15 protein-coding genes are annotated in these 12557 nt (G+C 41.8%); 3 read left to right on the forward strand and 12 right to left on the reverse strand.

The window, feature by feature from the left end; translation table 11 throughout:
- Window positions 1-80: 80 nt before the first annotated feature.
- Window positions 81-1430: a 7-dehydrocholesterol reductase gene (locus tag ACJMKR_RS04620; RefSeq protein ID WP_423063983.1), complete on the reverse strand. Its 1350-nt coding sequence runs from the start codon at window positions 1428-1430 to the stop codon at window positions 81-83.
- Between the two features lie 255 nt (window positions 1431-1685).
- On the opposite strand from ACJMKR_RS04620, the gene ACJMKR_RS04625 reads away from it, so the two are divergent.
- Window positions 1686-2276, forward strand: coding sequence for a L,D-transpeptidase family protein (locus ACJMKR_RS04625; protein ID WP_423063984.1), 591 nt, complete (start codon window positions 1686-1688; stop codon window positions 2274-2276).
- A gap of 16 nt (window positions 2277-2292) precedes the next feature.
- On the opposite strand, the gene aroF is transcribed toward ACJMKR_RS04625, so the two are convergent.
- The 10 genes from aroF to ACJMKR_RS04675 all read right to left on the reverse strand — a co-directional run bounded on the left by aroF (window position 2293) and on the right by ACJMKR_RS04675 (window position 10167).
- On the reverse strand, window positions 2293-3297 hold the full coding sequence (gene aroF / locus ACJMKR_RS04630) for a 3-deoxy-7-phosphoheptulonate synthase (RefSeq protein WP_423063985.1): 1005 nt from the start codon (window positions 3295-3297) through the stop codon (window positions 2293-2295).
- A gap of 5 nt (window positions 3298-3302) precedes the next feature.
- Window positions 3303-4067 carry a tryptophan synthase subunit alpha gene (trpA, locus tag ACJMKR_RS04635; protein ID WP_423063986.1) on the reverse strand — a complete coding sequence of 255 codons (765 nt, stop codon included), beginning with the start codon at window positions 4065-4067 and terminating at the stop codon, window positions 3303-3305.
- On the reverse strand, window positions 4064-5257 hold the full coding sequence (gene trpB / locus ACJMKR_RS04640; protein ID WP_423063987.1) for a tryptophan synthase subunit beta: 1194 nt from the start codon (window positions 5255-5257) through the stop codon (window positions 4064-4066). The genes trpA and trpB overlap by 4 nt, the downstream gene beginning before the upstream one ends.
- Complete coding sequence (locus ACJMKR_RS04645) at window positions 5238-5897, reverse strand: phosphoribosylanthranilate isomerase (protein ID WP_423063988.1); 660 nt, start codon at window positions 5895-5897, stop codon at window positions 5238-5240. Before ACJMKR_RS04645 ends, trpB begins: the two co-directional genes overlap by 20 nt.
- Window positions 5894-6514, reverse strand: a complete 621-nt coding sequence (locus tag ACJMKR_RS04650) for an indole-3-glycerol-phosphate synthase (protein WP_423063989.1) — start codon at window positions 6512-6514, stop codon at window positions 5894-5896. Before ACJMKR_RS04650 ends, ACJMKR_RS04645 begins: the two co-directional genes overlap by 4 nt.
- 124 nt (window positions 6515-6638) lie before the next feature.
- Window positions 6639-7610 carry an anthranilate phosphoribosyltransferase gene (gene trpD, locus ACJMKR_RS04655; RefSeq protein WP_423063990.1) on the reverse strand — a complete coding sequence of 324 codons (972 nt, stop codon included), beginning with the start codon at window positions 7608-7610 and terminating at the stop codon, window positions 6639-6641.
- Entirely contained in the window at window positions 7604-7864 is a 261-nt protein-coding gene (locus ACJMKR_RS04660; protein WP_423063991.1) for a glutamine amidotransferase-related protein, read from the reverse strand. The genes trpD and ACJMKR_RS04660 overlap by 7 nt, the downstream gene beginning before the upstream one ends.
- Before the next feature lie 72 nt (window positions 7865-7936).
- Window positions 7937-8449 (reverse strand): anthranilate synthase component II, encoded by a 513-nt coding sequence (locus tag ACJMKR_RS04665; protein ID WP_423063992.1) that lies wholly within the window; start codon window positions 8447-8449, stop codon window positions 7937-7939.
- Window positions 8446-9075: an anthranilate synthase component I family protein gene (locus ACJMKR_RS04670; RefSeq protein WP_423063993.1), complete on the reverse strand. Its 630-nt coding sequence runs from the start codon at window positions 9073-9075 to the stop codon at window positions 8446-8448. Before ACJMKR_RS04670 ends, ACJMKR_RS04665 begins: the two co-directional genes overlap by 4 nt.
- A gap of 165 nt (window positions 9076-9240) precedes the next feature.
- On the reverse strand, window positions 9241-10167 hold the full coding sequence (locus ACJMKR_RS04675) for a chorismate-binding protein (RefSeq protein WP_423063994.1): 927 nt from the start codon (window positions 10165-10167) through the stop codon (window positions 9241-9243).
- Window positions 10168-10331: 164 nt separating this feature from the next.
- On the opposite strand from ACJMKR_RS04675, the gene ACJMKR_RS04680 reads away from it, so the two are divergent.
- The gene (locus tag ACJMKR_RS04680) at window positions 10332-10982 is read left to right on the forward strand and encodes an HAD family hydrolase (RefSeq protein ID WP_423063995.1); all 651 of its coding nucleotides are present in this window, start codon (window positions 10332-10334) and stop codon (window positions 10980-10982) included.
- Window positions 10983-11249: 267 nt separating this feature from the next.
- A complete protein-coding gene (locus tag ACJMKR_RS04685; RefSeq protein ID WP_423063996.1) occupies window positions 11250-11438 on the forward strand; it encodes a hypothetical protein in 189 nt (62 codons plus the stop codon).
- 43 nt (window positions 11439-11481) lie between these two features.
- Here ACJMKR_RS04685 and ACJMKR_RS04690 read toward each other — a convergent pair whose 3' ends face one another.
- On the reverse strand, window positions 11482-12198 hold the full coding sequence (locus ACJMKR_RS04690; RefSeq protein ID WP_423063997.1) for a M15 family metallopeptidase: 717 nt from the start codon (window positions 12196-12198) through the stop codon (window positions 11482-11484).
- Between the last annotated feature and the right edge of the window lie 359 nt (window positions 12199-12557).

Below are 12557 nucleotides of genomic sequence, written 5' to 3' on the forward strand. Positions count from 1 at the left end.
AATGGATGCCGAAAAACAGGAGCCTCCTCTCTTTGTCGCAATTGAAGCCTATTTAATTAGCTAAAAACAAATTTCGAAATTTAAGCACTTGTCGATGAATTCCACCACCTCAACATTGCTGCAAGCTTAGTGCTGATAACAGCAGGAATAATGCGGCTTGGAACACGTTTGCAATAGGCATCCCAATCTTCACCATACTTAGCTCTACAGCGCTCTTCATCGCGTAATGAGCGATGTAGTAAGAGAATAGTTAAAAATATCACGTAAAAATAAGGCAAAGGCTCTTCGAATAGCGCAGGGACAGTCCAAAAGAATGCGGCCAGAACTTCTGGGACATAGTGAAAATGTCGTGATAAACTGCACCATCCTGAGACTAACAATAGATTTTCTTTGGACTCGCCTTCTGCCGTTTTGTAATGGGCTGTGATTACTTCGGGTGTTTTACCCCACACCTTGCAATTGCCATTGGTGGCACGAACTTTTTGGCGCTGTGCATCAGCAAAATAATTGATGAACACACTGCATACACCAAGCAGAAGAATAATAACAGCGCCAATCCAACTCAATCGATTTGGATGATTGACCAGATACAAGGTGGGTGATGTATAAACGGCTGGCACCCAAACAAGACAACCCCAGCAAATATAAAAACCCGCTCGGTCGTGCATAATATCTAGTGATCGCAAATAGCCTGTTTCCCACCAGAAAAATTTTGTTATATAAACGAGCTGAATCACTACAGCAACTAGCATGGAGTTAGTAAGGCTATATAGCTGTGATTGTTTCGCAGCAAAAGAAAGAATAATAATGGACCAACTCATCATTCCAACGCGACAGTTTGTAAACATTTTTACATCCCAGCCTAGAATACGCGGGTATAACTCGGTTCCCCAATAATAATCGAAAATAAAGTTACCGCTCGAACTGCGGTCACTGCTGGAGGGGGCAACTCTGCCTTTAATATAAAGCATTAGACAAAATAGTAGGCTAAAAATATTTAAGGCACCGATAATGCCGCCAAAATTATCAAAAACAATTGTCGGCGAAAAAATATGGAATTGATATGCGCCGAGATAAAACAGTAGTAACGTAATTAAATAACACGAGACACCGTTTGCTTTATACACTGGCACATTGCCTTTAGGAGTGTATGGGCCTAAAAAACGTTTTCCAGGGATCACACGCATCAAAATTAATTGCAGCGCCATAAAAATACCGACGATCATCCATGCTGTTTTTGTACCAAAAAATATGGGCTGCCAAATGTTATAAAGCGTTGTAAAAAATCCGTAGGTAAGAAAAAGGTCCCATAATGCATGCAACGATCCACCGAGTACAATATTGGTATACCAGATAATGATGGCAGTGGGTGCGCAGGCGACGATGAGAAACAGGGGAAATAATGTATTACGAGTGAAACGTGTAAGCATCCTTCATCTCCTTATGATTTTAAATACTTCCGAATAAATGATAACATTTTTTTCTTGATTGATTGCAAGTTATTGATTAGAATGTCTGTAAATTTTTTGAACAATTTGTAATTTATCAATTTATATCAATAGGTTATGAACATGAAACAAAGAAAGATAGCTACCAGTTTTTGTGTAATCAGCCTGCTTCTTAGCTGTTTCTTTCTGACCAGTTGCGCATCTCCCCACCGTCAATATCAAAGCATGGGCACGGCCGTGACTAAGTACGAGCACTATGCCCGCGAAAATTTACAGCCTAGTTTCCGACGAGCTGGGGTTCCATATCCACCTAAGCAAATTGCCTTGCTTGCCTACAAACGGTCTCGCCGATTGCAGTTATGGGCCAAGCATGATGGATCTTGGCGTTACATTAAAACGTTTCCTATCTTAGCAGCGAGCGGTGGCCCGGGTCCTAAGTTGCATAATAACGATCACCAGGTTCCTGAGGGTATTTATCACATCATAGAATTCAATCCTGACAGTCGATTCCATTTATCCATGGAGTTGAATTATCCAAATGCTTTTGACCGTTATCATGCACATTTAGATGGACGCAGGAATTTAGGTAATCAGATCTTCATTCACGGAAGTCATTATTCGATTGGTTGTATTGCGATCGGTAATAATGCTATCAATCAATTATTCGTTTTATCGTATTTAGTGGGATTGCAGAATATCAAGGTGATTGTTGCGCCGGATGATTTACGTTATTACAAGCCTGTCTATGGAGGCACACATCCGCGATGGTTGCCGCAACTTTATCGTGATATCAAAGATGCGCTTGTGCCTTTTAAAGGTCACGCTTAGTGCGTTGAAATTCCTTTCAAATTAATTGATGAATCTGCAAGAGCGCTGGCATCAAGTTTACAAAATCATCGGTGTGTAGCGTTTGTTGTGAATCAGAAAGTGCATTATCGGGATCATAATGTGTTTCGATGATTAAACCATCGGCACCAGCAGCAACGGCGGCTCGAGACATGGGTACTACCATTTGACGTAAACCCGTGCCATGACTGGGATCTACAATCACCGGCAGGTGACTCAATTCTTTCAAAACAGGAACGGCATTTAAATCGAGCGTGTTCCGTGTATGATTTTCAAATGTTCGAATGCCGCGCTCACATAAAATGACGTCGGGATTGCCTGAATTTAAAATATATTCGGCTGCCATTAAAAATTCTTTATAGGTAGCCGATAATCCTCGCTTCAGTAAAATCGGCTTATTCACCTTGCCGAGCTCTTTTAACAACGTATAGTTATACATGTTGCGAGCACCAATTTGTAAGATGTCGAGTTTGTCGACCGCTACCTCGAGTTGCTCTAAATCCATTACTTCTGAAATGCAATATAAGTTATTTTCATGCGCAGCAGCTTGCATAAACTTAAGTCCCTGTTCACCGAGCCCTTGAAAGGAGTAGGGTGAAGTGCGAGGTTTAAATGCGCCGCCGCGTAAAAATTTCGCTCCGGCTTTTGCTACTTGTTGTGCAATTTTATGAATTTGTGTTTCGGATTCGATAGCACAGGGTCCCGCCATCATTGTTAACGAACCGTCACCAATTTTTGCATTTTCAAAGGCTATAACTTTACGGTTTGTGTGTAAGTCATGTCCTGCTAACTTAAAGGGATTGCTAAAATCTTCAATGCGATCTACATGAGGAAGTAATGTAAATAATTCAGGTTTTGTCTTGGTATCGACACCATCGACGATCGCGATAATTGTTTCGTTGCCTTTTTCATAGCGAAGTGCTTTAAACCCCATTTTGTGTAATCGTTGCATGAGATCTTGCACTTGTTGTAACGTTGTATTGCGGTTTAATATTAATATCATCGTATTTAACCTTTACGTGGATCGATTGATTTTGCAAGTTGTGTTAAATCAGAAGGGCTCATGCCATCGGCAACAGCTTTTACAAATAACGAGCCAATGACAAAACCATCGGCTTGTTGTAACACGTCTGCGGCCATGTCGCGATTGGATATGCCAAAGCCAGCGACCACGGGTAAATGAGTCAGTGATTTAATGTTTTGTATTTTTTGTTGGAAATCGCCCGGCAGTGTTGATTTCATGCCGGTTGTTCCCTTTCGCGAAACATAATAAAGCATGCCTTTTGCGTGCTGATTGATCTTTTCAATGCGTTCTTTTGGTGTTGAAGGTGAAATTAAAAAAATCGGATCAATACCAACTTCAGTGCAGGCAGCTTCATGATTATCGGCTTCTTCTAAGGGTAAGTCGACCACCAAACAACCATCCACACTAGCTTCTTTAGCTCGTCTGTAAAATTCATTACCGGCTTGGATGAGTGGATTATAATAACTAAATAAAATAATCGGTATGTTAACTTGTTTTCGTAATTTTTTAATTAAATCCAATACATCTTTTAAAGTTGTCCCATTATCTAAGGCGCGTTGTGACGCTTGTTGGATGGTTGGGCCATCGGCAACCGGATCGGAAAAGGGTACGCCTACTTCTAAGATATCAACGCCACCGGCTACTAAGGCCAATGCTGAATCGTAAGTGCGCTGCAACCCTCCATCACCGACAGTTAAGTAGCCGACAAAAGCAGGTTTGTGTTTGAATTGTTCTGTGATCCTATTCATATTTTTTTAGCCTCAAATAGCTGAGGCAAATCTTTATCACCGCGTCCGGATAAATTCACGATGACAATGTGTTCGCGACTAAATTGGTTTTTGCCTTCGGTTAATAAATAAGCCAATGCGTGTGATGATTCTAAGGCTGTAATTATTCCTTCTGTTTTGGACAGTAACTTAAATGCGGTTAAAGCTTCTTCATCGGTAACATCGGTATAATGCGCTCGTCCTGTGGCATAAAGTTCTGCGTGCTGTGGGCCAATTGCTGGATAATCGAGCCCCGCTGAAATCGAATGCGTCGGTGCAATTTGCCCTTCATCATTTTGCAATAAATAAGTAAAGGTACCATGCAAAACACCTGTTTTTTTATCTTTGAGACGTGCAGCGTGTTCACCTAGTTTATTGCCTGTGCCACCAGCTTCTACACCGATTAATTTTACCGAGTTATCGTCAATAAATGCTGAAAAAATACCGATGGCATTAGAGCCCCCACCAACACATGCAATTACTGCATCGGGTAAGCGACCGGTTTGTTCTTGAATTTGTTGGCGTGCTTCTTCACCGATAACCGATTGGAATGCGGCAACCATTTGCGGATAAGGATGTGGCCCTAAGGCAGAGCCTAAACAGTAGTAAGTATTTGCATAAGTTTCTGCATAATCGCGCAGTGATTCACTAACAGCGTCTTTTAATGTTTGTGATCCTGATGTGACGGGAATAACTGTAGCACCTAGCAGCTTCATTTTTTCGACGTTAGGAGCTTGTCGTTTCATATCAACAGCGCCCATATATATTTCGCATTGTAAGTTTAAATAAGCACAAGCCGTAGCGGTGGCAACGCCGTGTTGGCCTGCGCCAGTTTCTGCGATAACGCGAGTTTTACCCATTTGCTTGGCTAATAAACATTGACCTAAAGCATTATTTAATTTGTGTGCACCGGTATGTAATAAGTCTTCTCGCTTTAAAAATAGGCGAGGGCCATTGATAGCATCGCTAAAACGCGTCACTTCAGTGAGTGGTGTAGGGCGACCGGCATAATTTTTTAAGATCAAACGAAGTTTTTGTTGAAATTTTTCTGTCGAAGCAATACTTTCAAAAGCATTCGTTAATTCTTGTATGGGTGCAACGAGCCCTTCGGGAATGTAGCAGCCACCGAATTCACCATATCGACCATTTTTTTTATGTGTTGCATACGACATGTTTTGTACTCTGTTTTGCTGAATCAATAAATTGTTTTATTAAATGTTTGTCTTTCACGCCAGGTGTTTGTTCAACCCCGCTGGATACATCAACACCGCTGGGGTGTAATAAGCTAATCACACTAGAAACATTTTCTGGTGTCAAGCCGCCAGCGACTAAATAGTGAAACATACCATCGTAGGTGAAATTGTTCCAGTTAACGAATTGACCGCTCCCTCCCTTGACGCCATCAAACAAAATAAAATCGCGTTTTTTGTCGAGGTAATTCAAGCCATGATCAGCATCAGGATTTAGCGAACCATCATCGTTTACATGCATGACGTAAATACGTTGGAATGATTCCGGCAAATACTGATGTCCTTTACGTGAGATGCTGCCGTGAAGTTGAACTGTATCGATATCACATATTTTACAGATAGATTTAATTTCATGGGGCGGTGTATCGACAAAGACAGCTACAGGAATACCGCCTGCATCTTTTACCGCAGCAGCGATGTACTTTGCTTGAAGCACATTGACATAGCGTTTTGAGTGTTCATACATAATAATGCCGATGTAATGGGCGCCTAAACGAACGGTTTCAGCGGCTAAGCCCGGATCTGTAATGCCACAAATTTTTATTATTCTTAATCGACTCATTGTATTTGCCTAATATCATTAATAAATTGTTTTGGATCGTCCGATTTAACTAATGTTTCTCCAATTAATAAAGCGTTATAACCTAATTTGGCATAGCGCTGTGCGATTGTGGCTGAACTAATGCCAGATTCAGCAACAGCTATAATGTGTTCTGGAATGAGGGGTTTTAAACGTGCAGCGTTTTCAATATCGATTTCAAATGTCGACAGATTTCGATTATTAACGCCGATGATTTCGGCGCCTATACTGACGGCGTAATCTAATTCATGACGATCGTGTATTTCGACCAGTGCATCGATACCTAGGGTTTTACAATAATTTAATAATGTTTCTGTTTTATCGCCGAGAGCAGCTACAATTAGTAACACTGCATTTGCACCGTGAGCAGCCGCTTGTGCAATTTGCGCTTCATCGAGAATGAAATCTTTTTGGAGCACAGTTACATCGGTTTCTTTGATGGCATTCGCAATTTGATGTAAATCCTCAATGGAGCCTTTAAATCCATATGAATCAGTCGATGCGCGCCATGGAGAGCGAAGCGAAGGCGCGTATTCCGCGGTAGGCTCGGATTTTTTGCCGAGCGTAAGCGACTGCAAAAAATCTTTACGAGCCGTCAAGTCATTTGAGAGCCCGTGCGTAGTCGAGCCGTGAGGTCGCGGAGCGCGGGCGACGAGGACGTCCGCGGCTATTTAAGTTGTCGCGTATTGCGAGTCGATTATTGACAGGGATGGCAATAATCTATCACGAGCATCGCGACACGCTTGTTTGCAGTGCTAAACGTGCGATACAAATGCCATCTTCGATGGAATTGCAAAAGCCAACGATGTTTAAAGCAACCCCCGCGTTGAGCAAAATGGTATCTGTAATGGGACTGGGCTCACCCTGAAAAACATTCATGATCAATTGGTGATTGCGCTGCGTATCACCACCTTGTAAATCTTCAAGTGTGCAGTAATTCAGGCCATAGTTTTTCGGATCGATGGTGAATGCTTTTTTTCCTTCTGGAGTCACTTCAATCACCTGATTGGGTCCAATGCAATTTAATTCATCAAGACCGTTTCCATGAACAACTAAAGAACGTTTCGCATTTAGTTTTAAAAGTACATCGGCAAAGGGTTCTAATAAACGCGGATCATAGACCCCCATCAAATAATGTTCGGGTTGTGCTGGATTCAAAAGCGGGCCAATCAAATTAAAAATGGTTCGCACGCGTAGCGCTTTTCGCAGATCTTTAACGCTTTTCATGGCTGGGTGAAAATGAGGCGCATAAAGAAATGTAAATCCGAGTTCGTTTAGCATGTTTTCTGCTTGCGATGCTGACATGTTGGTGGATATGCCAAAACTTTCTAAAATATCAGCCGAGCCGCAACGTGATGAAACCGATCGATTGCCGTGCTTAGCAACGTTAACACCTAAGCTTGCTACTAAAAGACTTGTTGCCGTTGATATATTTACCGAGTTTGAACCATCACCACCGGTGCCAACGATATCGATAGCTGGTTTATCAAAATTGACTCGTATCATGTGTGAGTGCATGGCGCGAACAACACCATATATTTCATCACTGGTTTCTGGTTTAGCGTGCAGTAACACGAGTAGCGCGGCCGTTTGGTGAGGGTCTGCGCCGTCAATGATATGATTTATAATGGCTTCACATTGTTGTGGTGTTAAATCCTTTTTTTGCATTAACTGTTCTATATATTCTTTTAACATGCTGCTAACCGATAGTGTTGTACTTGACATAGATCGATAAAATTCATTAAAAGACGCTCACCCTCAGGTGTTAAAATAGATTCAGGGTGAAATTGAATGCCGTAACAAGGATAGTGTTTATGTTTAATTGCCATGATTAAACCATTTTCATTCGATGCGCGCCATGGAGAGCGAAGCGAAGGCGCGTATTCCGCGGTAGGCTCGGATTTTTTGCCGAGCGTAAGCGACTGCAAAAAATCTTTACGAGCCGTCAAGTCATTTGAGAGCCCGTGCGTAGTCGAGCCGTGAGGTCGCGGAGCGCGGGCGACGAGGACGTCCGCGGCTATTTAAGTTGTCGCGTATTGCGAGTCGATTATTGACAGGGATGGCAATAATCTATCACGAGCATCGCGACACGCTTGTTCTGCTTCTATGTGTAATTCTTTAGGCAAGCTTTCTTTTTCTACAATTAACGAATGATAGCGTCCTGCTTTGAAAGGCAACGACATATCATCAAATAAATGATCACGATAATGGAAAATAAACCCGGGTTTACCATGAACAATTTCATTAGCTTGAATAACATTTCCACCAAAAGCCGTTGCAATAGCTTGATGTCCTAAGCAAACACCTAATATTGGCAATGAAGGTGATAGTTTTTGAATTAACTCAACACAAATACCAGCATCTTCGGGTCGACCAGGGCCAGGTGATAAAATAATACCTTTGGGGTTTAACGCGCGTACTTGATCCACTGTGACTTTATCATTTCGAAAAACACGAACATCAGGGTAACGCTCAGCGATACCTTGGTATAAGTTATATGTAAAGCTATCGTAGTTATCGATGATAATAATCATAACATCCCACCTTCTGCCGTTTTAATCGCTGTCATGATGCTGCGTGCTTTATGACGCGTTTCTTGTGCTTCGGCAGTTGGATTTGAGTCATAAACAACGCCACCACCAGCGCGAATTTTTGCGACGCCATTTTTAATGACGGCTGTGCGAATAGCAATGCAAGTATCTAAGTTATCTTCGCGATCAAGGGCGACGATAGCACCACCGTATACACCACGACGCGAGTTTTCCAATTCGTCAATAATTTCCATCGCACGAATTTTTGGTGCACCACTTAATGTGCCTGCAGGAAATGTTGCTTTTAATACATCCAAGGCATCGAATTTTTCAGCAATCGCACCTTGAACTGTAGAAGCAATATGCATCAAGTGTGAAAAATTAACAGTGTGAGGTTGCTCGGTAACTTTTACAGTGCCAGCTTTTGAAACAGCGCCGACATCGTTTCTTGCTAAATCGACTAACATCATATGTTCGGCTATTTCTTTGTGATCATTCATTAATTCTTCAGCTACAGTTTCATCATCCACTTCTATTTCTATATTTCTCGGTCTTGTTCCTGCAAGTGGTGTGGATTCAATGATGTGATTATCAAGCGTGTCGCGATGCTCGTGATAGATTATTGCCATCCCTGTCAATAATCGACTCGCAATACGCGACAACTTAAATAGCCGCGGACGTCCTCGTCGCCCGCGCTCCGCGACCTCACGGCTCGACTACGCACGGGCTCTCAAATGACTTGACGGCTCGTAAAGATTTTTTGCAGTCGCTTACGCTCGGCAAAAAATCCGAGCCTACCGCGGAATACGCGCCTTCGCTTCGCTCTCCATGGCGCGCATCGGAAGGCTTACAATTTTTTCAGGCGAGGCACCTACAATCGTTATATCATTATTTTGAATGTAAAAGTGGTAGGGCGAAGGGCTGATTTTTTTTAATGCGCGATAAATTGCAAATGTGTTGCCGTTATATTTTTTCGTAAAGGTTCTTGAAGGCACAACTTGGAATATATCACCCTTAGTAATATAAGTTTTAGCTTTCTTAACAATCTCGCTGTAGGCTTCGTCGGATAAATCCGCCTCAAAATTTTCATCATCGTTAATTGCATTAATAGAAGATTGAGCCGGTGAATGATTTTTTAATTGTTGAATCATTTCATTAATAGCATTCATCCCTTTTTTAAAGCAGCTTTTTAAATCGTTTTCAATGGTGATGACTTTCGCCACAATAACTTTTGAGGTTTTAGGATCAAAGGTAATGCTGGAACCATAAAATGTCAGGCTGATGTCGGGTATGTTGTCTTCATTAGGATGACGATCAGGAATATTTTCAATTAGGCGTATGGCATCATAGCTCATATAACCAACGGCACCGCCTGTCAACGCAAGTAGGGAGTTGGTATCGAGACAGTCTATTTTGTCGCGTAGTATGCGTAATGCGTTGAAAGGATCATCGGTTCGGGTTTCTCGTTGACCTTCGAGTTCAATACAAATATCGTGTCCTAGAGCGCTGAATTCAGCGATTGGGTCTAATCCAATGAACGAGTAAGGTTTCGCTGTACGCGGTGAGAACTCAAGGATGGCCGCTTTAGAAGCTCCTTGGCGAAGATTCTGGAAGGCTTGTGTTGGTGTTAGCAGGTCACCATAGATTTCCTGATAAACGACCACGCGTGTTGCCCGTCTTCCCGCGCTAACAAATTGATCATAGGTTGTTTTACTGAGCATTGAGTTACCCCTAAACTTTGTACTGATGAAACAGTACACAATTTCACGGTTCGTGTCAATAAGCGGTAAAGTCGCTCCCAGCAAGGGCTTGCGGGCGATGATCGACTTTTGGCATGGACTATAATAGTATATGTGCTGTCTTAAGGCTGATTAATGGTAAAAATATGAGAGATATCAAGCACATACTTCTCGACCTCGACGGCACGCTAACCGACCCCAAAGAGGGTATCACCAAGTCGGTTCAGTATGCTCTCGAGCAATTGGATGTCGAGCCCCCCCCTATGGACGATCTGGAGTGGACAATAGGACCGCCCCTCACCGTCGCGTTCGAAAAATTACTGGGTACCAAAGATAAGCAGAAAATCCAACAGGCGATCGACTTTTATCGTGAGCGTTATGTGGAGCGGTGTGCTATTGAAAATAAACCTTACGATGGCATCGAAGATACCCTGCAATTGTTAAAAGATCATGGGTTCGAATTGTATTTGGCTACCTCTAAACCTTGGTCCTATGCTGGTAAAATTTTAGAGCACTTCGATTTGCACCATTATTTTGACGGTATTCATGGTTCTGAGCTCGATGGCACTCGAGATTATAAAGAAGATTTAATCGAGTATATTCTTGAACAACGTAAATTACAGAATGAAAAAACCCTCATGATTGGCGACCGCTTTTACGATATTCAAGGCGCAAAACACAACAAAGTCCGTTCCGTGGGCGTGACGTATGGGTATGGATCTCTAGAAGAAATTCAGGAAGCCGATCCGGATGCGATCTGTCATGACCATCGACACATTATTGAAATTGTCCGTTAACTAGCCGACCATTCTTGCCACAAGCCACTGAATGTATTGCCAATTTTTGCTAAAAAAAATATTTACTCTTTCTACAAAAGGTATATACTCCAAGAGTGAACTGCGCGGTTCTTTGTCCTTTAACTTTTTGGAGTTTACGAAGATGGCAAAGAAAAGAGAAAGTGAAGGTGGCAAAAAGAAAAAATAAGTTGCCACGTAATTGAGTTTTATGGGGGAGCATCAACCGGTGCTCCCTTTTTTGATTTTATTAATAAAAGGAACAAAAGCATGAAATTGAAAAATTTTGTTGTATGTGCACTTGCAGCTATGTTAATTGGTGGCGGAATGTTTGCTACAACTGAAGCGCTAGCTGCTAGCCACTCAACTAAATCTACGATGCATTCAAAAAAACACGCAAAAAAATCAAAGAAACATTCTAAAAAATGTAAGAAAAATTGTAAGGCATCTAAGAAATAAGTGGGTTAAATCCGGTCGCATGAAAATTTCTTGTGACCGGTGTTTACTTCGGATTCGGATTATAAATAAACCACGTCAAATCAGGCCATTTATGGCTTAGTTTTAAGTAAGTTTCTCGTGAAGGCAATGATTTTTGGAAATGCATATAATCTTTGGGTTCTTTCCAATCGCCACCCCATGCCCAACCATATTTTTTGAATGTTTTTACAACAATGCTATTTGGCATGATCATACCCGTGCAAACGATTTTACGATTTAAGTATTTATTGCCTTTCCATGATGAAATGGGATTTTGAATAAAATTAACATCGATGGCTCGGCCATAAGCATGTTCAGAATAAACATGTTGCTGGCCAGTAATAGGACGACAATCGAATGCCTCTGTATGATCTTTATCGATTGGAAAACGGCGTTGATAAACAGTTTTAAAAATCGCGAGCACTTGTTTTGCAAATTTGCGATTCACAATTAATTCACCCTCGTTAACGTGCGGCGTGCCGTGGTAGTCCCAATAAGAGTAGGTCACCAATGTTAAATGTCGGGGTGGGATGGGGCAGGTAGGACCCCACACTCCCTTTGTCATCAACAGCACCTGGCGTTGAACAGATAAGGGCTTTATGCTGCCCTGAAAATGACTAAACAGATAGTAATTAGCAGGGTGCCTGTGTGTCTTCGCCGTGAAGTAGATGAGCAGCACAGCAGCAGCGGCTAAGAAGCAGGCGGCTAAACTCCAGAGGGTATTTTTAGAAAGTATTTTCATTTATTATCAAGTGTTATAAAGGGCGTCTCTCGAAAACATGAACCCCCGTTCTTTGCCACAATCGAAATCGATAAAATGTTTTATGTTTTTAAAACGATTTCCATAGGGGCCCTAAATATTTTGTTCATTATAATGGCAATTCTACCTGAAATCTCTGTAAGAAAATACTTAAGGCGCTATCCTCTGGAGAATAGCCCTGTTGGTAATTTCAAAGGTGCTGATCTATATTTATTATACGTTGTTCTTGAAGCAAAGGGGGCATTGCAATGAAATACCTTTGTTCTATTTTGTTCCTTGCATTGTTGTTGCCGTTTGGTTTTGCACAGGCGGTGAATAGTAAAAACAATTCTAAAGAAAAT

This window comes from Candidiatus Paracoxiella cheracis, assembly GCF_049348705.1.
Lineage (GTDB): Bacteria > Pseudomonadota > Gammaproteobacteria > Coxiellales > Coxiellaceae > Paracoxiella > Paracoxiella cheracis.